We start from the raw sequence: 23,761 nt of genomic DNA, 5'->3' as shown, positions 1-23,761 counted from the left end.
CGCCGAGAGTGATCGGGGCGCCGGAGGCACTACTTGACGCCGATGCGGCCGACCTGGCCCCAGCGGCCCTTCTTCCACACCGAAACGATCGACGGCCGCGGCTGCGAAGTGCCGCCGTCCGGCCAGTGCGACACCGGGCTACCCGAGTTCGGCGCGTCCTCACCGGGGTGCTGGACCGCGACGAGCACCAGGTGATCGGTCACGACCGGGCCACAGGCCTCTCCGCCGTTCGGCACGGTGAGGAACTGCTTGACCTGCCCGCGCTGAGGACCGGTGACCGGGACCGAGAAAAGGCCGTCGTTCGAGCCGAGCGCGTTGCCGTCGGTGGAGATCCACAGGTTGCCGTGCCGGTCGAACGCGACGTTGTCCGGGCAGGAGATCGGGCTGACCTGGTCCTTCGGGAAGCCGCCGAAGTAGGTGTCCGCCGTCTTCGGGTCACCACAGACCAGCAGCAGCCGCCAGGAGAACTTCGTCGACGCGGCGTCGCCGCCGTTCTCTTCCCACTCCAGGATGTGGCCGTTGCGGTTGTTCGGCCGCGGGTTCGCCTCGTCGACGTTCGCCTTGCCTGCGGGGCCACGCTGGCTGTTGTTGGTCAGCGCCGCGTAGATCCGGCCGTTGACCGGGTTCGGCTCGATGTCCTCCGGCCGGTCCATCTTGGTCGGCTGGACCTTGTCCGCGGCTTCGCGGGTGAAGATGTAGACCTCTTCGGCGGTGAAACCGTCCACAAAGGACTTGTCACCGGCGGCCAGCGGGATCCACTCGCCGACACCGTCGAATTCGCCGTCCGCCGGGAGCTTTCCGGTGCCGTCGATCTCGGCGGCCGGGCTGTCGCCGGTGAACCGGCCGACGTACAGCGTGCCGTCGTCGAGCAGCGCCGAGTTGTGACGACGCGCGTGCGCGCTCTTGCCGGGCTTGTACTTACCCTTGGAGACGAACTTGTAGATGTACTCGAAGCGCTCGTCGTCACCCGAGTAGACGGCGACGCGGCCGTCCTTGGTGATCTTGACGTTCGCTGCCTCGTGCTTGAACCGGCCGAGCGCGGTGTGCTTGATCGGCGTCGAGTTCGGGTCGTTCGGGTCGATCTCGACGACCCAGCCGAAGCGGTTGGCCTCGTTGGGCTCCTGCGCGAGGTCCCAGCGCTTGTCAAACCGCTCCCACTTGCGGGTGCTTTCGGTGCCGGAGAAGCCGTACCGCTTCAGGCGGGCCGCCGCGACCGGGTCGGTGACCTTGGCCGCGTTGGCGAAGTACTGGTTGACGTTCTCCTCGCCGGAAAGCACGGTGCCCCACGGGGTCACGCCGCCGGCGCAGTTGTTCTGCGTGCCGAAGACCTTGCGGCCGGTCGGGTCCGCGGAGGTCTTGAGGTACTTCGAACCCGCGGCCGGGCCGCGCACCTCGAAGGCGGTGTTCAGCGTGATGCGGCGGTTGAACGGGCTCGGCGTCACGCGCAGGGCGCCACCGATCGGGTCGCGGAAGGCCTGGACGACCGAAAGGCCGTGCGCGGCCCACGCGATCTTGACCTGCTCCTCGGTCGGGTTCTTCGGGTCGTACTGGTCGACCGGGAACATGTGGACCTCGGTGGTGTACTCGTGGTTCACCACCATGAGGTTGCGGATGCCCAGCGGATCCTGCGGGATCAGGCCGACGAAGTCGCAGTTGTAGCCGAACTGCTTCGCCTGCGCGGCAGCGGTCTGCTTGGTGAAATCGAACTTCGGCGCGCCGGATTCGACGGCGTCGCCCCAGCGGATGACGACGCGCTGCTCGTAACCCTCGGGGATGGTGACCGCGTCGAGCGTGTTCGGCGGCACCGCTTCGAAGTCGGTGCCCGGCACCGGACGCCCGGGGCGGCCCGGCTTGCCGTGGCCCGCGGCCGAGACATCAGCCGGGGTTTCGGCGGCGGCCGTACCGGACAGCGCGGCGAAACCACCGGCGGCCGCGGCCATCACGGCGCTCGCCTTCAGCGCGCCACGACGGGACAGCATGTTCTTGACGACGTCGCCGAAGTATTCGTTGTCCGACGTGTTCGGCTCGGGGTGGGCGCACGCGTTGCCGCAGCGGTACTCGCAGGTGACCGCGGAGCGGCCACCGGGGTGGGAGGTGATCAACGGCAGCAGCCGCTGAGGCTCGAAGGACACAGGGCCTCCATGGTCGCGGTGGGTACACGTAGTCCAGTCGGGGGAACGTCGTGACGGTAAGCGACCAAAACGATCCAGCTCTGGCCAGCAGATGAACAGCGCGCGAACGAGCGATGGCGCGCTGCCGGACCGGCCGCGCGCCATCGACGAAAAGTACTGCTAGATCGTTGCTTACCGACTAAGAACCGATGTCGGACAGGCCGTGCCTGCCGGGTTTCCAGACCGCCACCACCGAGGGACGGGGCTGGGTTTCCCCGCCGTCCGGCCAATGGGAGGCCGGTTTGTCGGCGTTCGCGCCGTCGACTTCACCCGGATGCTGGACACAGACCGTGACGATCTTCCGTTCGACGATCGGCCCGCAGGTCTCCGCGCCGCGGGGCACGGTGAGGAACAGCTTCAGCTCCCCTCGGTTGCGGCCCTCCAGCGGCACCGAGTAGAGACCGTCGTTGATGCCGAGCGCGCCCGCCGAGTCGGTGGAGATCCACAGGTTGCCGTGATCATCGAAGGCCACGTTGTCCGGGCTGGAGATCGGCGAGACCTGGTCCTTGGGGAAACCGGCGAAGTAGGTGTCCGGCGACGCGGGATCACCGCACACCAGGAACAGCCGCCAGCTGAACGTCAGCGCGAGCGCGTCCCCGCGCCGTTCCTCGAACTCCAGCACCTGACCGTGCTTGTTGTTCAGCCGCGGGTTGGGCTCGGTGGCGCCTTCCTTGCCGGGGTTGCCGCGCTCGACGTTGTTGCTGAGCGCGCAGTAGATGCGGCCGGTGCGCGGATGCGCCTGGATGTCCTCCGGGCGGTCCATCTTGGTGGCGCCGACCTTGTCGGCCGCCTCACGGGTGAAGACGTACACCTCTTCGGCGGTCATTCCGTCCACAAAGGACTTGTTGCCGGACGCCAGCGGGATCCACTCGCCGCTGCCGTCGAATTCGCCGTCACTGGGCAGTTTCCCGGTTCCGTCGATCTCGGCGACCGGGCTGTCGCCGGTGAACCGGCCGACGTAGAGCGTGCCGTCGTCGAGCAGGGTCATGTTGTGCCGCCGGGCGTGCGCGCTGTCGCCCGGCTTCATCCGGCCCTTCGAGATGAACTTGTAGATGTACTCGAAGCGCTCGTCGTCGCCGGAGTAGGCGACCACGCGGCCGTCCTTGGCGATACGGATGTTCGCCGTCTCGTGCTTGAACCGGCCAAGATGCGTGTGCTTGACCGGGGTGCTGTCCGGATCGTTCGGGTCCAGTTCGATCACCCAGCCGAAGCGGTGGGCCTCGTTCGGTTCCCTGGCGATGTCCCAGCGCGCGTCGAACCGCTCCCACTTGCGGGTGGTCGCGGTGCCCCTGATGCCGTAGCGCGCGTATCGCTTGCGCTTCACGGGGTCGGCCACCGTGTCCGCGTTGCCGAAGTACTGGTTGATGTTCTCTTCGCCGGACAGGATCGTGCCCCACGGCGTGACGCCGCCCGCGCAGTTGTTCATCGTGCCCAGCACGACCGTTCCGGTGGGGTCGGCGGCGGTCTTGAGCAGGTCGCTGCCCGCCGCCGGACCCGTCACCTTGAACGGCGTGTGCAGCGTGATCCGCCGGTTGTAGCGGGACATCCTGGGCCGCAGATGCCCGGTGTCGCGTCCGCGCGACACCTGGACGACGGTCAGCCCGTGGGCGGCCCAGGCGATCTTGACCTGTTCCTCGGTCGGGTTGTTCCGGTCGTAGCCGCGGAACATGAACTCTTCCGAGGTGTACTCGTGGTTCGTGACCAGGAGCGAGGAGAGTCCCCAGCGATCGAGCGGCAGCAGCGCGGCGAAGTCGCAGTTGTAGCCGAACTGCTTCGCCTGCGCTTCAGCGGTCTGATGGTCGAAGTCGAACTCCGGCGCGCCGGGCAGCACCGCGTCACCCCAGCGGATCACGATGCCCTGCTCGTAGCCCTCCGGCACGACGACGGCGTCGAGCGTGTTCGGCTGGACCCGTTTGTAGTCGGTGCCGGGTGGTGGTTTCGGGCGCCCCTCGGGGGCGGCCGACGCGGGCGCGGCGAGCGCGAGCGGGGTGCCGGCGGCCAGCGCGACGACGGCTGTCGCCTTCAGAGCGCCACGTCGGCTCACCGCGCCGAGCACGTCGGCGAAGGTGGGGTTGTCCGAGGTGTTCGGCGCGTCGTGGAAGCACGCGTCGCCACAGCGGTAGGTACAGGTCACTGAGGCCCGGCTTGGTGAGTGGCCGGCCAGCAACGGAAGGAACTTCACTCGGACCTCCGGTCAGGCAGTTCGGGAGGTCGACGCTAAGGCACCGGACCAACGAGAGGAAACCCCTCGTTGGTCCGGCGTTCACCTTTTGTTCCGATTCACATCTCTTCGCCCACGAGAACCGCTTCGGCCGGGATCGTGTGCGGGTCCGCGGTCTTCTCGCGGATCGTCAGCAGGGCACCGGCGAGCACGCACAGGATCGCGGCGATGACGAACGGCGCCTGCTTCGCGCCGAACCACTCGGCCAGGTGACCGACGACGGTCGCGGCGACCGCGCCACCGAGCCAGCGGCAGAAGTTGTAGCCCGCGCTCGCGACCGGACGCGGGGCGCCGCTGATCGACATGGCCGTGCCGGTGAAGAGCGTGTTGAGCAGACCGGACACCAGCCCCGACAGGATGATGCCGACCACCAGCACCGGCTTGCTCGGGATCGCCATGACCAGCAGCAGCACGGCGTAGCCGAAGACGGCGACCACGGTCGCGTGCCGCTCACCGAGCTTCGCGGCGAGCTTCGGCGCCAGCACCACCCCCGCGACGGCGACCGAAAGGCCCCAGCCGCAGAAGATCAGGCCGACCGCGACGGCGCTCCACTCCAACACGAACGGCGACCAGGCCAGCACCACGAAGAACGCGGCGGTGTAGAGCGCGGAACCGATCGAGGTACGCAGCAGGCCGCCGTGCTTCAGCGCGCGGAACGGGTCGAGCAGGCGGATCTTGGGCCGCTGCTCCTTCGCGTCGGCGGTCAGGAAGATCGAGCACAGCACGAGACCGCACAGCATCAGCAGCGAAGTGCCGAAGAACGGGCCACGCCACGAGATGCTGCCGAGCAGGGCGCCCAGCAGCGGACCGACCGCGAGACCGACACCGAGCGCGGCTTCGTACAGCAGGATCGCGCCGGCCTGGCCGCCGGTCGCGGCGCCGACGATGACCGAAAGCGCGGTCGCGATGAAGAAGGCGTTGCCGAGACCCCAGACCGCGCGCAGCCCGATGAGCTGCTCGATCGACCCGGACGCGGCGCACAGCGCGGTGGCGACGACGACCAGCGTCAGCCCGGCGACCACGGTCCGCTTGGCCCCGAACCGGGCACTCATCGCACCGGTCACCAGCATGGCGACCGCCTGGACGCCGAGGTAACTGGAGAACAGCAGCGTCACTTCGGACGGCGTCGCTTGCAGGCCTTCGGCGATCGACAGCAGGATCGGGTCGACCAGTCCGATGCCCATGAACGCGATGACCGCGGCGAACGCGGTGATCCATACCTGTTTGGGCTGTCCCTTGACGGCGTCCAACAGGCTCGAGTGGTGCTCAGCGCTCATCGCGGATCAGTTCCTCCTTCTTGTCTTCGTGCTTGTGTTCGCGCAGCAACCTGGTGAGAGCGGGGAGCGCGGCTTCGATCGTGGTGCGGTCGGTCTCGTCCAGCTCGAAGAGCCGCTCGCGGAGGAATTCCTCCCTGGCGACGATCAACCGCCGATGGAACCGGCGCCCCTGTTCGGTGACCTCGACGAGCACCGCCCTGCCATCGGCGGGATCGCGACGGCGGCTGACCAGGCCGAGCCGTTCGAGACGGCGGACGACGTCGGTCATCGTCGGCATCCGGACCCGTTCCAGGTCGGCGAGCGTGCTCATCCGGCGCGGACCGCCGTTCAGCAGCTCCGACAGCACCGATCCCTGGGTGAGGGTGAGCTGCACCTGCGGCGTCTCCCGGCGGACGAGGTAGTACAGCCGGAACACCAGCGGGCGGAGCCGGTGGGCGAGGTCGGCGACTTTCGTGGTCACTTAGCCATGCTAACTAAAATTACTGAGCATGGCTAAGTAATATGCCGCACAGGTTTCCACCGCCTAGGCTTGGGGGCGTGGAAGCGGTGATCTTCGATCTCGACGGTGTCCTGGTGGATTCGGAAACGATGTGGGACGAGGTCCGGCGATCCGTCGTCCACGAGTTCCACGGCACCTGGCGGGAGGAATCGACCAGGGCGACGCAGGGGATGAGCACCCCCGAATGGGCCGCCTACCTGGCGCACGACCTGGGCGTGCGGCTCCGGCCGTCGGACGTCGCGCAGGTGGTGATCGAGCGGATGGCGCGGCGGTACGCGGAGAAGCCGCCGATCATCCCGGGCGCGCCGGGTGTCGTACGCGAGGTCGCGAAGCACTGGCCGGTGGCGATCGCGAGCTCGTCACCGCCGCTGCTGATCAAGGCGTTCCTCGACATCACGCGGCTGCCGGTGCCGACGGCGGTGTCGTCGGAGCAGGTCGGCGCCGGGAAACCGGCGCCCGACGTGTACCTGAAGGCGGCCGAGCTGCTGGGCGCGGAGCCCAAGAACTGCGCGGCCGTGGAGGACACGACGAACGGGCTGCGCGCGGCGCTGGCCGCGGGGATGAAGGTGTACGCGGTGCCGAATCCGCACTTCCCGCCGGATCCGGCGGTGCTGGCGGAGACGACTGTGGTCGGGAAGATCACGGACCTGCCGGCGGCGCTTCAGGAGAGCTGAAGGGGACTTTCCCCGCATTACACGCGGTGAAGGGCGCTTTCCTCGCGTCGCACGCGGTGAAAGCGTCCTTCAGCCCCCGCCCGATGCAAGGAACGGTCCTTTCCTTGCGAAATTTGCAAGGAAAGGACCGTTCATAGCGCGCTACGGGAGGGTCACGCCTCGCCGGCGATGAACTTCTCCACCTCGTCACGCGCGGTGCCGTCGTCGTACTGCTCCGGCGGCGACTTCATGAAGTACGAGGAAGCCGACAGGATCGGGCCGCCGATGCCGCGGTCCTTCGCGATCTTCGCGGCGCGCACGGCGTCGATGATGATGCCCGCCGAGTTCGGCGAATCCCACACCTCGAGCTTGTACTCCAGGTTCAGCGGCACATCGCCGAAGGCGCGGCCCTCGAGCCGGACGTAGGCCCACTTGCGGTCGTCGAGCCACTGCACGTAGTCGGACGGCCCGATGTGGACGTTGCCCTTGCCGAGCTCGCGGTCGACCTGCGACGTGACCGACTGGGTCTTCGAGATCTTCTTCGACTCGAGCCGCTCCAGCTCCTTCATGTTCAGGAAGTCCATGTTCCCGCCCACGTTGAGCTGCATCGTCCGGTCGAGCTGGACGCCGCGGTCTTCGAACAGCTTCGCCAGCACACGGTGCGTGATGGTGGCGCCGACCTGGGACTTGATGTCGTCACCGACGATCGGGACGCCGGCCGCGCGGAACTTCTCCGCCCACTCGGGGTCGGAGGCGATGAACACCGGCAGCGCGTTGACGAACGCCACACCGGCGTCGATGCACGCCTGCGCGTAGAACTTGTCGGCCTCTTCGGAGCCCACCGGCAAATACGAGACGAGCACGTCGACCTCGGCCTCGCGCAGTGCCGCGACGATGTCGACCGGGGTCTCGTCGGACTCCTCGATGGTCTCGCGGTAGAAGCGGCCGAGTCCGTCGTAGGTGTGACCGCGCTGCACGGTGACGCCCAGCGGCGGCACGTCGGCGATCTTGATGGTGTTGTTCTCGGAGGCGAAGATCGCCTCGGACAGGTCGCGGCTGACCTTCTTGGCGTCCACGTCGAACGCGGCGACGAACTCGATGTCGCGGACGTGGTACTCGCCGAACACGACGTGCATCAAACCGGGCACGCGAGTGCCGGCATCTGCGTCGCGGTAGTACTGAACGCCCTGGACCAGCGAGGCCGCACAGTTGCCGACGCCCACGATGGCCACCCGAACGCGGCGGTTCTCGCCCATGCCGGTTTCTCCTTCATTAGTTCAACAGTTGTAGGTGGTGCGCAGCGAGCACTCCGGAGCGCCTCAGGTCTCCGGTCCACGCTGCTCGGCCTGTTCGTGCGCGATGAGCTCGTTGAGCCAGCGCACCTCCCGCTCACTGGACTCCAGCCCGAGCCGGTGCAGTTCACGGGTGTAGCGGTCGATCTTCTCCTCGGCCCGCGCCATTGCCGTCCGAAGCCCTTCTCGGCGCTCCTCGACCCGACGACGACGGCCTTCCAGGATTCGCATCCTGACGTCGGCCGGTGTCCTCGAAAAGAACGCCAGGTGGACGCCGAAGCCTTCGTCGTCCCACGTCTGCGGCCCGGCGTCGCCGAGCAGTTCGGCGAACCGTTCCTTGCCCTCGGCGGTGAGCTTGTACACGCGTTTGCCCCGGCGTGCCCATGCCCGGTCTTCCACCTCTTCGAGTTCCTCGACGAGGTAACCGGCGCGAAGCAGCCGACGCAAGGTCGGGTACAGCGAGCCGTACGAGAACGTCCGGAACATCCCGAGCGTCTCATGCAAACGTTTGCGCAGCACGTAACCGTGCATGGGGGTCTCGTGCAGCAGCCCCAAGATCGCGAGCTCGAGCACACCGCACCCCCTTCCGGGAACAAACCGCGACCGGTCGCGTTGGCCACCGAGACCGGCTCGGTCAACCTACCGGCCCACTATATCGCGCCGATACATCGAAGTGGTGTAGCTAACCCCGATCGGGTACCCGGAAATCAGCCCGAAATTCATCGGACAGTTATCGAATCTTCGGCGTGTCCGACCGCGCACGGACGGTCCCCTCGCGAACGGGGCGTGGACCACACAGCAATAGCCCGTACTCTGTTGGCGTGCGAAACCAGCGGCAGGTCGTGGACTACGCCTTACAGCGGCGCTCGCTGCTGAAGGGCGTCCACTCCGGACGCGTCGGCACGTACGACGTCTGCGACGCGGGCCCGTACCTCCTGCGGGCCGCGAAATTCCACGGACGACCAGGTGAGCGGGACTGCCCGGTCTGCCATCGGGCGGAACTGACCCTGGTGTCCTGGGTGTACGGCGACGAGCTCAAGCACGCCGCCGGATCGGCCAAGACACCGGAAGAACTGGTACGGATGGACGGGCTCTTCGCGGAGTTCACCGTCTACGAGGTCGAGGTCTGCGGGAGCTGTCACTGGAACCACCTGGTGCGCTCCTACGTCCTCGGAACAGGAGATCCGGGAACCACCCGGCCACGGACCCGTTCGCAGAGGACAGCGGGTCAGTGACAGGTATCGAAAACGCAGTTGAGCACAGAGCGGCGTCCCCCGAAGCGCCGGTCTGGGAGGCCCATTCGTGAACGACGACCGCAACCGCTCCTGGCCAGGCCAGGAGCCTGATGCACCTCGCCGTGCCCAGTGGCCGGGTGAAGCCGACGAACCCGGCTGGCCGAGCGAAGAACCCCCGCGCCGCCCCCAGCGCCGGACCCCTCCGAACGGCACTCCCCGCTCGACCCCGCCACGCTCCGCGACCCCACCGAATCCGCAGTGGCCGGGCGGTGACGGTGGCGGCCCAGAGTGGCCGTCAGACGACGAACCGCGCCGTCCCGCGGCCCCGCGCCGCCCCAACGGCATGCCGCCGCGCAGGCAGGGACCCCCGCCGCCGGTGCCCGCCCGGGGCCCCACCGGTGACCATCGTGTCCGTCAGGGCGCCGGCCACCGGCCACCGCCGCCTCCGCCCGGCAACCGCCGTCCCCCGGCTCCCGCCGACCAGGCGACCGCGCTGGTCCGGCCGGTCGAGCCGGAGCCGTACGAGCGTGAGCCGGACCTCATCACGCATCACGCGCACAACGGCACCGAAGACCCGTACGGCTACGACCCGTACGACGATCGCTATGACGATCGTCACGAAAGTGCCGCGCTCGGTGCCGAGGGCGAAGACCCGTACGAGGACGAGCCCGCCGACGACGAGGACGGCGACAAGAAGAAGGTCCTCACGCCGAAGCAGCGCAAGAAGCGACGCTGGCGGATCATCCGCCGCGTCCTCTACGCGATGTTCGGCCTGTTCGTCGTGGTGCCGGCGATCGCGTTCGTCATCACCTATTTCTTCGTGGACGTCCCGACGCAGGAAAGCGTCGCGAGCCTGCAGAGCCAGCCGATCACGCTGATGTACGCCGACGGCAGCCCGATGGGCAAGATCGCGCCCGCCAGTGGCGGCAGCCGGTACCTGCTGCAGCCCGGCGATATCCCGGAGACCGTCAAGAAGGCTGTATACGCGGCCGAGGACTCGTCGTTCGAGACCAACTCCGGCTTCGACGTCGGCGGCATCCTGCGCGCGGTCTACAACAACGTCACCGGCGGCCAGGGCGGCGGTTCGACGATCTCCCAGCAGTACATCAAGAAGGCAACCGCCAACGAGGCGCCGACGCTCACCCGTAAATGGACCGAGCTGGCCAAATCCTTCAAGATGAACAACCAGATGTCCAAAGAGGAGATCATCACCGCCTACCTCAACACCATCTACTTCGGCCGCGGCGCGAACGGCATCGAAGCGGCCGCGCAGGCCTACTTCAAGAAGCCTGCCAAGGAGCTCGGCGCGTCCGAGGCGGCTCTGCTCGCCGGCCTGATCCAGGGTCCGAGCAAGTCCGAGAACGACGCGTACGCGCAGCGACGCTGGAACTTCGTGATGGACCAGATGGTGGCGAACAAGTGGCTCGATCCGGGTGAGCGCGCCGCCGCGCAGTTCCCGAAGCCGATCCCGAAGGCGCAGGCGAAGGCCGACAACGCCGGGACGCTGAGCCTGCACATCCGCAACCGGGTGATCGACGAACTCGAAGCCCGCGGCTACGACCAGGACCGGCTGCACCAGGGCGGCTTCAAGATCACCACGACGATCGACCCCAAGGCGCAGAAGATGGCCGAGGAGTCCGTCGCCGAGGGAATGAAGGGCCAGACGGACGAGAACATCCTGAACGCGCTGGTCGCGGTAGACCCCAAGACCGGCGGCGTGGTCGCGTACTGGGGCGGTCCGGACTGGACGAAGAACGCGCAGGGCCAGGACGTCCAGGCCATCGACTGGGCGAACGTGCCGCACAACCCGGGTTCGGCGTTCAAGGCCTTCGACCTCGCCGCGTTCCTCAAGATGGGCAAGGGCCTCGGCGAGACCTTCGACGGCACCAACAACCGGAAGTTCGACGGCCGCACGGTCCGGAACGCGGGCGAGAGCGCCAGCTGCGGTCCTCAGTGCACGGTCGCCGAGGCGATGAAGGTCTCCGCGAACACCGTGTTCTACGACATGGTCCGCAACGAGACGAAGATCGATCCGGTGGCGAAGGCCGCGAAGGAAGCCGGCGTGATGGTGGAGGCCGAAGGCGGCAAGGCGAAGCTGAGCCCCGACATCAACATCGCGCTCGGCGGTGGTGGCACGGTGACCACCGCCGAGGACATGGCGGCCGGTTTCGCCACGTTCGCCGGTGAGGGTGTCCGGCAGAAGCAGCACTTCGTCGCCAAGCTGACCAACTCGCAGGACGAGGTCGAGTTCGACGAGACGACGCCCAAGGGCACACCCGCGTTCAGTGACGACGCCGACAAGAGCAAGCAGATCGCGGGCAACGTCACCGACGCGCTCGAAGAGGTGATCCCGTACTCGAAGCTCAAGTGCCCGAAGGGCCACGAGTGCGCGGGCAAGACCGGGACGCAGCAGTACGACTTCAAGGACAGCGACCCGGCGAGCTACCGCGACCGCAACGCGCAGACCTGGATGGTGGGCTACACGCCGAGCATCTCGACGTCGGTGTGGGTCGGCGGTGACGGCAACAAGCCGCTGCACGACAAGAACGGCAAGGCGGTCTACGGCCGGACGATCGCCGGGCCGATCTGGGAAGACTTCATGTCGCGGTACATGACCGGCAAGCCTTCGGAGAAGTTCGACAGCGTCAAACCGATCGGCAAGGACGCGCGGTACGTGCCGTCGACGACGGCCCAGAAGCCGCCGGAGACGTCGACGCCGCCCCAGACGCCGACGACCACCCCGACACCGTCGACGCCCACCTCGCCGACGGAGACGACGGAGACCGGCGGCTGGCCGACGAAGCCCACCAAGCCCACCAAACCGACAAGGCCGGGGCCGGGTACTTCGGATCCGTTGTTCCCGAACGCCGAAGACCCGTGATGACCGGGCAAAACGCATGAAGGAAGGTGTGCCGGGCGGTCGCCCGGCACACCTTTTTTCTTCGCGCCGGTGAACCTGAACCGATGCCACACGTCTTAACTAGAAGGAGACCTGCGACCGCAGGACCGCGCTCACCCACGGAAGGTTCGGAGGACGTCCCAGTGAACGACGATCCCCACGGCGGATGGCCAGGTCAGGACCCTGACCCCGCACGTCGTCCGCAACGCCCGGCCGGACCGCCCCGCCGCCCCGCCGGACCGCCTCCGGGATACGGGCAGCAGCAGGGTCCCGGCCGGCAGGGCCAAGGGCAGGCACCGTGGCAACGGCAGGGCGGGCCTCAGCAGCAGCCGCCCCCACCGCCACCGCGTCGTTCGCAGCGGCCGCCGGTCGCGCCGCAGCACGAGCCGGACCTCATCACGCATCACGAGCACAACGGCACCGTCGATCGCGGCGGTCGTGAATACGAAGAGCCGTACGAGGACGAGCAGTACGCCCCGGAGACCGACGAGAACGGGAAGCCGATCCTCACCCCGGCGCAGCGCAAGAAGCGCCGGTGGAGACGCATCCGGCGAGTGCTGCTCGCGCTGTTCTGTCTCTTCTTCGTGCTCCCGGCGATCGCGTTCGTGATCACCTACTTCGCCGTCGACGTCCCGTCGCCGCAGGCCATCGCGGCCACGCAGGGCCAGGCGGTGACGTACTACTACGCCGACAACACCGAGATGGGCAAGGACGTCCCCAAGGGCGGCAACCGGCAGATCCTGACGCCGGAGCAGATCCCGGACATCGTCAAGAAGGCCGTCATCGCCACCGAGGACGCCTCGTTCGAGACGAACTCGGGCTTCGACATCGGCGGCATCCTGCGCGCGGTCTACAACCAGATCACCGCGGGCAAGGGCGGTGGTTCCACCATCTCCCAGCAGTACATCAAGGTCGCCAGCGGGGACGACGAATCGTCGTTCGCCCGTAAATGGACCGAGCTCGCCAAATCCTTCAAGATGAACCAGACGTACGAGAAGAAGGACATCATCTCGGCGTACCTGAACATCATCTACTTCGGGCGCGGCGCGTACGGGATCGAATCGGCCTCGCAGGCGTTCTTCGCCAAGCCCGCCGGTGAGCTCAACGCGTCCGAGGCGGCGCTGCTCGCGGGCCTCATCCAGCAGCCGGGCCGCTCGGAGAACCCGAAGGTCGCGAACGATCGCTGGACCGTCGCGCTGAACCGTATGGTGCAGAACGGTTTCCTCTCCGCCGCCGACCGCGCGAACCTGCAGTTCCCGACGCCGATCCCGCAAGAGGACAAGCAGCAGGCAGGGGTGGTCAACCCGTTCATCCGCGACAAGGTCAAGGAAGAGCTCGCCGCGAACGGCATCACCGACGACGTCTACTACCGGGGCGGCTACAAGGTCTACACGACCATCGACCAGAAGGCGCAGGCCGCGGCCGAGCAAGCGGTCGCCGAGGGGATGAAGGGCCAGACCGACGAGAACCTGCTCAACGCGCTCGTCGCGATCGACCCGAAGACCGGCGGGGTGAAGGCGTACTACGGCGGGCCGTCCATCGTGAAGGGGCCCGACGGCAAAGACCAAAAGGGCCGGGACTGGGCGAATACGCCGCAGAACCCCGGGTCGTCGATGAAGCCGTTCGACCTCACCGCGTACCTGCAGATGGGCAAGGGCGGCATCAACTCGACGTTCGACGGCTCCAACAACCGGCAGTTCGGGAAGCAGACGATCCGGAACGCCGGTCCCGGCAGCTCGTGTTCGGCGCAGTGCACGGTGTCCGAAGCGATGCAGCGCTCCGCGAACACGGTGTTCTACGACATGGTCGTGAACGTGACCAAGCCCGGGCCGGTGGCGCAGGCCGCCAAGGACGCCGGGATCAAACCCGCCCCCGAGGGCGCCTCCGAACTGTTCGCCGACAACAACATCGCGCTCGGCGGTGGCAAGACGGCCGTCAGTCCGGAGGACATGGCCGCCGCGTACGCGACCTTCGCGGGCGATGGCCAGCGGCGGACCAGGCACTTCGTCGCCAAGGTGACCAACTCGCAGGACGAGGCCGCTTACTCGGCCCCGGAGGAGGCGAAGCCCGCGTTCTCCGACAACTCCGACAAGAGCAAGCAGATCGCCGGCAACGTCACCGAGTCGCTCAAGGGTGTCATCCCGTTCTCGAAGCTCAAGTGCCCCAACGGCCATGAGTGCGCGGGCAAGACGGGAACCCAGCAGCACACCTACCGGCCGGGCGAGCCCGCGTCGGCGAAGGACTCCAACTCGCAGACCTGGATGGTCGGCTACACGCCGTCGATCTCGGCCGCGGTCTGGGTCGGTGGCGACGGTGACAAGCCGCTGAAGGGCAAGAACGGCAAGGCGATCTTCGGTTCGACGATCGCCGGGCCGATCTGGCAGAAGTTCCTTTCCCTGTACCTGAACGGGAAACCGGCGGAGCGCTTCGACAAGGTCAAGATCATCGGCGGGGACGACAACAACACCGTCCCGTCGACGCAGACCCCGCCGGGCGAGGACGAGGGTTCGACCGAGACCGGCACGCCGTCGACCGGACCGTCGACCGGGCCTTCCTCTTCGCGGAACGAGGAAGAACCGCCGTCCAGCTCGCGGAACCCGCCTACGTCCAGTGAGAACGACGGCGGCGAAGAAGGCGGCGGCAACAACGGTCCCGGCCGCGGGGGCGGCAGAGGCGACAACGAATAGCTGAAGGGGCCCTTCACCGCATGGCACGCGGTGAAGGGCCCCTTCGCTTCATCTGATGCGGGGAAAGTCCCCTTCAGCTCCCGAGCTAGAGGGTGACCACGCGCCGTTCGGCACCCGAAAGGTGAGCGGCTTCGATGACCCGGAGCGCCTCGACGGCGGAGGCGGGATCGACCGGGAAATCACCCTTGCCGAGCAGCGCGTCACGCACCTGCGCGTAGAAGTCCTCGTAGCGGCCGACCTCGGTGGGCACGATTTCGACGTCGTCGTTCACGCCGAGCACGCCGGCGTCCGACGACGGTTCGACGCCCCAGCCGGGGCCGCCTGGCCGCAACCCGTCCTTGATCTGGGGTTCCTGCACGTCGAGGCCGTACTTGGTGAAGGTCGCCTTGTCGCCGAGCACGCGGAACCGCGGATTCCGGGTCCCCGCGAGCGCGGACGCCCACAGGTGCGAGCGCACACCGTTCGTGTGCTGGAGGGCGACGAAGACGTCGTCGTCGACCGACACCCCGGCACGGCGCTTGTCGACCTCCGCGTAGACCTCGGTGACCGGGCCGAACAGCTGCAGCGCCTGGTCGACGATATGCGCGCCGAGGTCGTAGAGCAGCCCGCCCGCCTCGGCGGGATCGCCGAACTCGCGCCAGTTTTCCCGCGGCTTCGGCACCCAGCGGTCATAGCGCGACTCGAAGCGGAAGACGTCGCCGAGGCGGCCCGCGTCGAGGACCTTCCGGACGGTGAGGAAGTCCGAGTCGAACCGCCGGTTCTGGAACACCGTCAGGCCGACGCCCTTGGCCTTCGCCGCTTCGGCGACCTTCGCCGCCTCGGCCGCTGTCGGCGCGAAGGGCTTGTCGACGACGACGGGCAGCCCTGCCTCGATCGCCCGAAGCGCGAGTGGGACGTGCGTGCGGTTCGGCGTGCTGATCACGACCAGGTCCAGCTCGCCGGCCTTCGCGAACAACGCGTCCGCGTCGGGCAGCACGTCGGCGCCCGGATAGTCGGCGCCTGCCTGCGCCACCCGGTCCGGGTTCGAGGTGACGATGGCGGCCGGGGTCAGCCCCGGCGTCGCGTCGACCAGCGGGGCGTGGAAGACGCGCCCGCCGGTGCCGTATCCGAAGATCCCCACTCGCAAGTCAGCCATGCCTCCATTAAACAACAGTGTTGCGTAATCAGCCAGTCATGGCAGGATGCGCGCTATGCCGGAGACCGGGGTCAATCTGCGCGGCCTGCGCCAGCACAACCGGGCGCTGCTGCTCACGCACATCCTGCGCGCGGGCGGCCTCAGCCGCGTCGAACTCGCCGAACGCACCCGGCTCACGCAGCAGGCCGTCTCGAAGATCGTCCCCGAACTGCTCGAAGCCGGCCTGCTGGACGAAGAACGCCAGCCCGCGTCCGGCGTCGGCAAACCGCGCACACTCCTGCGGGTCCGCGCGGACGCCCGGCACGCGCTCGGCGCCCAGCTCGACCGGGACTCGTTCCGGGTACTCATGACCGACCTGACCGGGAAGATCATCGCGTCGCGCGGCGGGCCGTTGTCACCCGGCTTCACTCCAGACCAGGCGGTTTCCGCCCTCGGCGAAGCGACCGAAGAGCTACTGGAGGGTGTCGAGCGTGAACACGTCCTCGGCCTCGGCGTCGGCTCCGTCGGCCCGCTCGACCACCGCGAAGGAGTGGTCCGGGACGCCACCAACATGCCGGGCTGGCACCACGTCCCCCTGCGCGACCTGCTCGCGAAACGCACCGGACTGCCCGTGCGGCTCGACAAGAACACCAACGCCGCCGCGTTCGCCCAGCAGTGGACCGGCGGCGACCAGACCGCGACCGCCGTCGTCCTCGTCGGCACCGGGATCGGCGTCGGCCTGCTGATCGACGGCAGGCTGTACCGCGGGCCGCGGACCAACGCGGGCGAATTCGGGCACACCACGCTCGCCTTCGACGGACCGCGTTGCGCATGCGGCCGCCGCGGCTGCGTCGAGGTGCTGCACAACGCGGCGGCGACCACGGAGGAGGCGGCCAACCTGCTGGGGATCGGGCTCGCCGACCTCGTCCAGGTGCTCGACCTCGAACGTGTCGTGCTGACCGGCCGTTCGGTCCGCGCGGAACCCGAGGTGTACCGCGACACCGTCGCCGCGCGACTGCGGGAACTCCTGCCTTTGCCGCACTGGCAACGGATCCAGGTCGATCTCGACGAGATGGGCGACGACGTCGTCGCGTTCGGCGCGGCCGCGGAGGTACTGGCCGGGTTCTACGGCAGCGGCGACATCACCGGGTGGTCACCCGGATAGGCGCTAACATCCGCCACGTGTCCGACCAGACGACCCAGCCCGAGGCTCCGCTCTCCCTCACCCCCGGCGAGCGGGTCATCCCGAGCTGGAACGAACCGCTCGTGGCCGCGGCCACGAGGCCGATCGGCGGCCCGCTCGGCGAGCACGCCGCCGTGGGACGGCACTGGTTCTGGTCGCCGCAACGGGTCGGGCTGCTGCTGGCCTGCCTCGCGCTGCTGCTCTCGTGGTTCGGCAAGGCGTCCTGCATTCAGCAGTACACCGACGATTCCGGGACCCATCAGCTCGACTGGCGGGCGGGGCGTCCGTTCGTCGCGATGTGTTACTCGGACATCGTCCCGCTCTACAGTTCCGAGCGGCTGAACGACCCGGACACCTTCCCGTACGTGACTTCGTGGACCGAAGACGCGGGGACGGCGAAGGAGACCACGCGGTACATGGAGTACCCGGTCGCGACCGGGCTGTTCCAGTGGATCAACGCGAAGCTCACCGAGGCCTGGCTTTCGGTCGCGGAAGCGGGCTGGCTGCCCGGCGCGCTGCCGGTGGCCGTCTATTTCAACATCTCGGCGCTCTGGCTCGCGCTGGCGTGGCTCGTCACGGTGTGGGCGACCGGCCGATCGCTGAAACGCCGTCCGTGGGACGCCGCGCTGGTCGCGATCTCGCCGCTGGTGCTGGTGCACGCCTTCACGAACTTCGACGCCATCGCGACCGCGTTCACCGCGACCGCGCTGCTCGCCTGGGCCCGGCGGCGGCCGGAGGTCGCGGGGTTCCTGCTCGGTCTCGGCGCGGCGGCGAAGCTGTATCCGTTGTTCCTGCTGATCCCGCTGTTCTTCCTCTGCCTGCGCGCGGGCAAGGTCAGACAGTGGACGCTCACCGCCGGACTCGCCGCGGCGACGTTCGTGGTGGTCAACGTCCCGTTCGCGCTCGTGGCGCCGACCGGCTGGTGGGAGTTCTTCCGGCTCAACACGATGCGCCCGATGGATCCGGACTCGCTCTACAACGTGATCTCCCACCTTTCCGGCTGGGCCGGTTTCGACGGGAAACTCACCGCGGGCCAGACACCTGTCGTGCTCAACACCGTCGTCGCGGTGCTGTTCCTCGCCGCCTGCGCCGGCATCGGATACATCGCGCTGAAGGCGCCGCGTCGTCCGCGGCTCGGGCAACTCGCATTCCTCGTGGTGGCCGCGTTCCTGCTGACCAACAAGGTGTGGAGCCCGCAGTACTCGCTGTGGCTGGTGCCGCTGGCGGTGCTCGCGATCCCGCGCTGGCGGCTGCTGCTCGGCTGGATGATCCTCGACGCGCTCGTCTGGGCGCCGCGGATGATGTACTACCTCGGCGTCGACAACAAAGGACTGCCCGAAGACTGGTTCCTCGGCGCCGTCGTCGTCCGCGACCTCGCGGTGGTCGGCCTCTGCGCGCTGGTGATCCGGGAGATCTACCAGCCGCGCAGAGATCCGGTCCGCGCCGCCGGGGACGACGATCCGATCGGCGGTTTCCTCGACGGCGCCCCCGATCCGGCCGACCGGCGCTCGGCGAGCCCTTCGGCCTCCACCAGGGCGGCGGAGCCGTCGAAGGCTGCGGGCCCGCCGAGCGGGTAGCCGAAAACGGTCAGTGCCTGCCAACGGGTTTCCGGCGCGGGGACGACGTGCTCCGCCCGGTACCCGGTCCGCTTCTTCATGCGGCCCAGGTTCGACCCTCCCGTGGTGTGAGGGTCAAGCGAATTCAGCGCACGAGGTAGCCGCCCGTGCTCGTTTCGAAGAACGGAATCGGGGCCGTGCACCGCAAGACGTCCTGGTCGAAGCCGCCGACGGCCCAGCTCCAGCCGATCCGGTCATGCCCGCGCGGCACGTCCCGTACCGAGAAGCCGACCCGGCGGCCGACCAGGTTCGCCGGGAAGCCCGGGATGTCGGCGCGTTCGATCACCCCGGTCAGGACGGCGAGGTCGCCATCCCGCGAGACGCAGTCGACCTTGCCGTCGAAGTCGGCGAACGGCTTTCCGTCCTTGGTCAGATGATTGACGTGGAACCGGCCCGAGGACTGCCCCGGATCGCCGAACGCGGCGAAGTCGAACCGGACCGGATCGCCCTCGAAACCGGGGAACGTCAGCGGTCCGCCCGCCGACCCGATGACGGTCGCTCCCGGCCCCGACGCCGCGTTCGCCTGCGTCGCCCCCAGCGTTCCCGCGGCGACGGCGAGTACGGCGACCGCGGCGATCTTCGACTTGATGTTCATGGCTTCCCTCCAGAACCGGGCGCTTCCCGGTCGAGGTCGAGCCTTTCGCGATCGACGGACCCTGCCCTCCCTCCCGAGAGGGAACGACCTCCCGCCCAGGTCCGAAACCGCAATTGGTCACCTACTTGCGCCGGTCGTCCGGGCAAGTAGGTGACCAATTGCGAGAGGGGGGAGTCAGGCGGAGGCGACGCGCTCCCGGAGGTAGGCGATGTCCGCGGCCTGGCCGTCGGCCGGGGTCTCGACGATCACGGGCGCGCCGGCCTCGGCCGCGACGGCGGCCAGCACCTCGGGATCGATCGTGCCGTCGCCGCCGACGACGTTCGCGTGCCGGTCCCGCGTGGAGCCGAACTCGTCACGCGAGTTGTTGAGGTGCACCAGATCGATCCGGCCGGTGATGGCCTTGACCTTCTTGACCGCCTCGGTCAGGTCCCAGCCCGCCGCGTACGCGTGGCAGGTGTCGAAACAGAAGCCCGCGCCGAATTCGCCGACCTTGTCCCAGAGCCGGGCGATCGTGTCGAGGTCACGGGTCATCGCGTTGTCGCCACCCGCGGTGTTCTCGATCAGGATCGGCACGGCGAAGCCGCCCTTTTCCTGTTCACGCTCGAAAAGCTTGCGCCAGTTGACGAGGCCTTCTTCGACGTCCGCCCCGGAGCCGACGTGACCGCCGTGCACGACGAGCCCTTTCGCGCCGATTTCGGCGGCGCCGTTCGCGTGCTGTGTGACGTTCTTCCGCGACGGGATGCGGATGCGGTTGTTCATCGACGCCACATTGATCAGATACGGCGAGTGGATGAACACCTCGACCGGCGATTCTTTGATCGCTTCGCCGTGCGGGTGGGGTTTGGGAGCCTTCCAGCCCTGCGGGTCGGAAAGGAAGAACTGGAGTACTTCGGCTTCGCGCTCGGCGACCGCGGCCAGCGGATCGTCGTCGCGGACATGGGCACCGATTTTCATGCCAGCAAAGTACCCTCGCCGGTTTTTCCCCGGCGCGCCCCAGTCGGTCACGCTCGTGGGGTAGCGTGAGCGCGTTCCGTTAAACCGCGTTGGGTCTTGAGGGGCGGAGGACGAACTCGATGGGGAAGACTGCCGGGCGGATCACGGCTTGGGGATTCGCGCTTTCGGTCACGGCCGGACTAGCGTTCCCGATGACCGCGACGGCCGCCGAGGAACCGAGCCCGACCCTTTCCGGCGAATGCGATTCGACGCTGCAGAACGGAAAGTCCGGTAACGGCCTCGTTCTCGACGCGGCGGCGCCACTCGGTTCGTCCGAGGTAGTGACGGTCGGCCTGGACTCGAAGGCCAAGACCGCCGAGGGCCGGAAGCCGCTGCTTTCACTGCCCGTCGGTGATCTGGTTAAGACGACCGGCCTGACCGACAATCCGGCCGGAGACCTCGTCGCGCAGGGCGTCTGCAAGCCCGCGCAGGGCGCGGTGAACGCCGTCGGCAACTTGACGCAAGGTGTCGTCGACGAGGTTCCGGGAGTCCCCGAGATCCCGCCGGGCCCGAAGCCGCCCGAGGACCCCCAGCCTCCGAAGCCCGAGCCCCCGAAGCCGGGGCCGGGTCAGCCCGGCGGCCCGGGCAGCGAACTCCCGGTCGAAACCGGCCCGGGTTCCGCCACCGGCATCGGCGGCGACTCGATCGCCGGCGTGATCAGCAACGCGGCGCTGCTCCCCGGCAGCTTCGTCCAGGCGCCGGTGATCACCGAGATCGTCCCCGGCGAGGTGCCGCCGCCCACCGTCGACGAGAAGGACACCGGCAACGCGCAGGCCGTGCAGGCGCCGGTCGCCCCGGCCAAGCTGCCGCTGCTGCTCGCGGTACTGGCGCTGGCCGTCGTCGCCGCGGCTCTGGTCCGCGCCTGGCTGCGGGGTAAGCCCGCCTGATCTTCACCCTCGGTGACGCCCGCTTCCACTCGAATGCCTGACCTCTTCGAGTGAGCGGGCGTTACTCGTCTCCATTAGCGTCGTTGTGCCGGTAGGTGACCCCGACGACGGAGGAGTCGAAGGCATGCGCGAACGGACACGGAGGGCGACTGCCCTGGGTGCGTCGGCCTTCATTCTCGCGGGCTCGGCCGCCCTCGCCATGCCCGGCACGGCCGCCGCCGCCGAGACCAAGACCGCCACCTGCGGCGGATCGGTGACCGCGAAGACCGGTGACACGATCCTCGGCAAGACGCCGCTGCTCGGCATTCCCCTCAACCTCGGCCAGGCCGGTCCGGTCTCCGGGGTGCTCACGGGCACGATCAACGCGCTGCTCGGCACGGTCTGCAAGGTGACGGTGACCGTGGTGAACACCGTCGTCGCGCCGGTCCCGGTCGTCGGCGAACCCGCCGCGGAAGCGCTGAACGGCGCGGTCTCCGGCACCCACGACGCGTTGACCGGCGGCGGCCAGCCCGCCCCCGGAACCCAGCCCCAGCCCGGGAAACCCGCCCCCGGAACGCCCGGCAGCGGCGGCCCGCAGACGGGCGGACCCGGTGCTCCGGCGCAGGGCGGCACACCGGAAGGCGGTATCCCGGCGGCGAACAGCCCGCTGCTGCCCGGCACCTTCACCCCGAACTTCGGCGGCCTGCCGTGGGGCGTCAACACCGGCTACGCCCCGATGCGTGACTACAGCTCCATCCCGATGGCGACGGCCGGTCTCTTCAGCCCGTCGCCCGGCCTCCGGTACGGCGGGCAGATCCCGGGTTACGCGCCGCAGTTCGGCATCGCGACCGAAAACCAGAACGGAAATCCCGACGTCCAAACCGCGGGACAGGCCGAAGCATTACCGAACGTGAGCGACGGATTCACTCAGGACGGGAAACTGCCGCTGCTGATCGCCGTTTTGGCACTCTCCGGAGTCAGCGCGGGCCTTGTGCGCACTTGGGTCCTACGCCGAATGGCCGCTACAAGTTAGTCCTACCGCCTAGTATCTTTCTGGTCACTCCCTCGTTATCCCCGTTGCGGTGCTTCCTCATGCACTGCCACACGCCCCCACCGACCCGGAGGATCGCGCTCGTGCGGAAGACCACCATCTGGCAGACCACCCGCAAGGCGCTCACCGTCACCGCACTCGCGACCATGGTCACCGGTGGCGCGCTCCTGACGGCGGGCACCGCGTCGGCGGCGGCCACCACACTGGCGAACGCGTGCAGCGGCACCGTCAACGGCGGAATGGGCGACACCGTCGCGATCACCGGCACCTCGGTCAAGGAACTGGTGCGTGCCGGCGCGAAGGAAGCGGGCACGCTGGCCCTCTACGACGTCGCCGCGAACGACATCGCCAAGGTCAACACCATCAACGTCGGCGCGGTCCCGAACGCCGCGGGCGGCGCGGTCGAGGGCAAGGCGATCGGCGCGGCCGTGCGGCAGGCGGTCAAGAACACCAAGTCCTGGGGCCTCGGGCTCAACCCCGAGAAGACCCTCGACTCCATCGAGCACAAGGTCACCGGCAGCTGCGGCCTGACCACGGTCGCGACGAACTACGTCGCACCCACCCTGCCGACGCCGGGCACCACCGCCCCGCAGCAGGGCGGCAACGGCGGCGGCACCAACGGGCTGCCGTCCTCACCGGGCCTGCTGCCCGGCGGCAGCAACGGCACCGGCTACGCCCCGCCGCGCGACTACGGCAACCTCCCGGTCGCGCAGCCGGGTGTCGCGGTGGCTCCGGGCGTGCGTTACCCGGCCAACAGCCCGCTTCCCGGCGAAGGTGCCCCGCAGTACGGCACCGACGGCCAGGCCGGACAGGGTGGCCCCGACGTCCGCAACGCGGGCAACGCCGAAGCGCTCGCGACCGATGGCATGCCCGGCGGCGACGTCCAGCTGCCGATGCTGCTCGCGGTCCTCGTGCTCGCCGGTGTGACCGCCGCGCTGGTCCGCACCTGGGTCCTGCGCCGCGTCTCCTGACGCCCGTTCGGGGACCGGCCGAAGCCGCCAGGTACGCTTACCTGGACAAACCCTCCTGCCACGGACAGTCCGTGGCCGTGAGCCCATAGGAGGTGAGTGGTTGTGTCACGCCATTACGAGGTAATGGTCATCCTGGACCCCACGCTCGACGAGCGTACGGTGGCCCCGACCTTGGACAACTTCCTCAACGTGATCCGTACTTCGGGCGGAAGCGTGGAGAAGGTCGACGTCTGGGGACGCCGCCGGCTGTCCTACGAGATCAAGAAGCACGCCGAGGGCATCTACGCGCTCCTCGACCTGAACTCGACTTCGGAAGCGGTCAAGGAGCTGGACCGTCAGCTCTCGCTGCAGGAGACCGTGCTCCGCACCAAGGTCATGCGCCGCGAGATCAAGCCGGCCAAGCCCGTCGCCGCCAAGGCCTGAGCCGAAGGACTTTTC

At 68.5% G+C, this 23,761-nt stretch carries 19 protein-coding genes; 10 read left to right on the top strand and 9 right to left on the bottom strand.

Features of this window, described 5'->3' with window-relative positions; translation table 11 throughout:
• Positions 1-29: 29 nt before the first annotated feature.
• The 4 genes from ACLJO0_RS01765 to ACLJO0_RS01750 form a co-directional block, all read right to left on the bottom strand.
• Positions 30-2,132, bottom strand: coding sequence for a PhoX family protein (locus ACLJO0_RS01765; RefSeq protein ID WP_410576279.1), 2,103 nt, complete (start codon positions 2,130-2,132; stop codon positions 30-32).
• A gap of 178 nt (positions 2,133-2,310) precedes the next feature.
• Entirely contained in the window at positions 2,311-4,353 is a 2,043-nt protein-coding gene (locus tag ACLJO0_RS01760) for a PhoX family protein (RefSeq protein ID WP_410576278.1), read from the bottom strand.
• Positions 4,354-4,451: 98 nt separating this feature from the next.
• A complete protein-coding gene (locus ACLJO0_RS01755; RefSeq protein ID WP_410576277.1) occupies positions 4,452-5,669 on the bottom strand; it encodes an MFS transporter in 1,218 nt (405 codons plus the stop codon).
• Positions 5,659-6,129 carry a MarR family winged helix-turn-helix transcriptional regulator gene (locus tag ACLJO0_RS01750; RefSeq protein WP_410576276.1) on the bottom strand — a complete coding sequence of 157 codons (471 nt, stop codon included), beginning with the start codon at positions 6,127-6,129 and terminating at the stop codon, positions 5,659-5,661. Before ACLJO0_RS01750 ends, ACLJO0_RS01755 begins: the two co-directional genes overlap by 11 nt.
• Before the next feature lie 77 nt (positions 6,130-6,206).
• Between ACLJO0_RS01750 and ACLJO0_RS01745 the strand changes: the two genes are divergently transcribed.
• Positions 6,207-6,842, top strand: coding sequence for an HAD family hydrolase (locus ACLJO0_RS01745; protein WP_410576275.1), 636 nt, complete (start codon positions 6,207-6,209; stop codon positions 6,840-6,842).
• A 152-nt stretch (positions 6,843-6,994) separates the two neighbouring features.
• Here ACLJO0_RS01745 and ACLJO0_RS01740 read toward each other — a convergent pair whose 3' ends face one another.
• Together ACLJO0_RS01740 and ACLJO0_RS01735 are read right to left on the bottom strand one after the other, a co-directional pair.
• Positions 6,995-8,077, bottom strand: a complete 1,083-nt coding sequence (locus ACLJO0_RS01740) for an inositol-3-phosphate synthase (RefSeq protein ID WP_125790757.1) — start codon at positions 8,075-8,077, stop codon at positions 6,995-6,997.
• Between the two features lie 63 nt (positions 8,078-8,140).
• Entirely contained in the window at positions 8,141-8,686 is a 546-nt protein-coding gene (locus ACLJO0_RS01735; protein WP_005168208.1) for a PadR family transcriptional regulator, read from the bottom strand.
• A 248-nt stretch (positions 8,687-8,934) separates the two neighbouring features.
• On the opposite strand from ACLJO0_RS01735, the gene ACLJO0_RS01730 reads away from it, so the two are divergent.
• From ACLJO0_RS01730 to ACLJO0_RS01720, 3 genes are all read left to right on the top strand, one after another.
• Positions 8,935-9,348 (top strand): DUF5318 domain-containing protein, encoded by a 414-nt coding sequence (locus tag ACLJO0_RS01730; RefSeq protein ID WP_410576274.1) that lies wholly within the window; start codon positions 8,935-8,937, stop codon positions 9,346-9,348.
• Between the two features lie 493 nt (positions 9,349-9,841).
• Positions 9,842-12,229, top strand: coding sequence for a transglycosylase domain-containing protein (locus ACLJO0_RS01725; RefSeq protein ID WP_410576943.1), 2,388 nt, complete (start codon positions 9,842-9,844; stop codon positions 12,227-12,229).
• A gap of 161 nt (positions 12,230-12,390) precedes the next feature.
• Positions 12,391-14,934 (top strand): transglycosylase domain-containing protein, encoded by a 2,544-nt coding sequence (locus tag ACLJO0_RS01720; protein ID WP_410576273.1) that lies wholly within the window; start codon positions 12,391-12,393, stop codon positions 14,932-14,934.
• Positions 14,935-15,019: 85 nt separating this feature from the next.
• Here ACLJO0_RS01720 and ACLJO0_RS01715 read toward each other — a convergent pair whose 3' ends face one another.
• Positions 15,020-16,069, bottom strand: coding sequence for a Gfo/Idh/MocA family oxidoreductase (locus tag ACLJO0_RS01715; RefSeq protein ID WP_410576272.1), 1,050 nt, complete (start codon positions 16,067-16,069; stop codon positions 15,020-15,022).
• Positions 16,070-16,124: 55 nt separating this feature from the next.
• Here ACLJO0_RS01715 and ACLJO0_RS01710 point away from each other — a divergent pair, with 55 nt between their 5' ends.
• Both ACLJO0_RS01710 and ACLJO0_RS01705 read left to right on the top strand, forming a co-directional pair.
• Complete coding sequence (locus ACLJO0_RS01710) at positions 16,125-17,213, top strand: ROK family transcriptional regulator (protein WP_410576271.1); 1,089 nt, start codon at positions 16,125-16,127, stop codon at positions 17,211-17,213.
• Positions 17,214-17,230: 17 nt separating this feature from the next.
• Positions 17,231-18,808 (top strand): glycosyltransferase family 87 protein, encoded by a 1,578-nt coding sequence (locus ACLJO0_RS01705; protein WP_410576270.1) that lies wholly within the window; start codon positions 17,231-17,233, stop codon positions 18,806-18,808.
• Positions 18,809-18,932: 124 nt separating this feature from the next.
• On the opposite strand, the gene ACLJO0_RS01700 is transcribed toward ACLJO0_RS01705, so the two are convergent.
• Together ACLJO0_RS01700 and ACLJO0_RS01695 are read right to left on the bottom strand one after the other, a co-directional pair.
• Entirely contained in the window at positions 18,933-19,442 is a 510-nt protein-coding gene (locus tag ACLJO0_RS01700) for a hypothetical protein (protein ID WP_125790752.1), read from the bottom strand.
• Between the two features lie 174 nt (positions 19,443-19,616).
• Entirely contained in the window at positions 19,617-20,396 is a 780-nt protein-coding gene (locus ACLJO0_RS01695) for a deoxyribonuclease IV (protein WP_410576269.1), read from the bottom strand.
• Between the two features lie 119 nt (positions 20,397-20,515).
• Here ACLJO0_RS01695 and ACLJO0_RS01690 point away from each other — a divergent pair, with 119 nt between their 5' ends.
• From ACLJO0_RS01690 to rpsF, 4 genes are all read left to right on the top strand, one after another.
• Positions 20,516-21,322 (top strand): hypothetical protein, encoded by an 807-nt coding sequence (locus tag ACLJO0_RS01690; protein WP_410576268.1) that lies wholly within the window; start codon positions 20,516-20,518, stop codon positions 21,320-21,322.
• Between the two features lie 124 nt (positions 21,323-21,446).
• Positions 21,447-22,334 (top strand): hypothetical protein, encoded by an 888-nt coding sequence (locus tag ACLJO0_RS01685; RefSeq protein WP_410576267.1) that lies wholly within the window; start codon positions 21,447-21,449, stop codon positions 22,332-22,334.
• Positions 22,335-22,435: 101 nt separating this feature from the next.
• Positions 22,436-23,323 (top strand): hypothetical protein, encoded by an 888-nt coding sequence (locus ACLJO0_RS01680; RefSeq protein ID WP_410576266.1) that lies wholly within the window; start codon positions 22,436-22,438, stop codon positions 23,321-23,323.
• A 102-nt stretch (positions 23,324-23,425) separates the two neighbouring features.
• Entirely contained in the window at positions 23,426-23,746 is a 321-nt protein-coding gene (rpsF, locus tag ACLJO0_RS01675; protein ID WP_173426372.1) for a 30S ribosomal protein S6, read from the top strand.
• Positions 23,747-23,761 lie beyond the last annotated feature (15 nt).

The sequence above is a fragment of the Amycolatopsis sp. lyj-108 genome (assembly GCF_046549005.1).
Classification (GTDB): Bacteria; Actinomycetota; Actinomycetes; order Mycobacteriales; family Pseudonocardiaceae; genus Amycolatopsis.
This window is presented reverse-complemented; position numbering and strand designations above follow the sequence as displayed.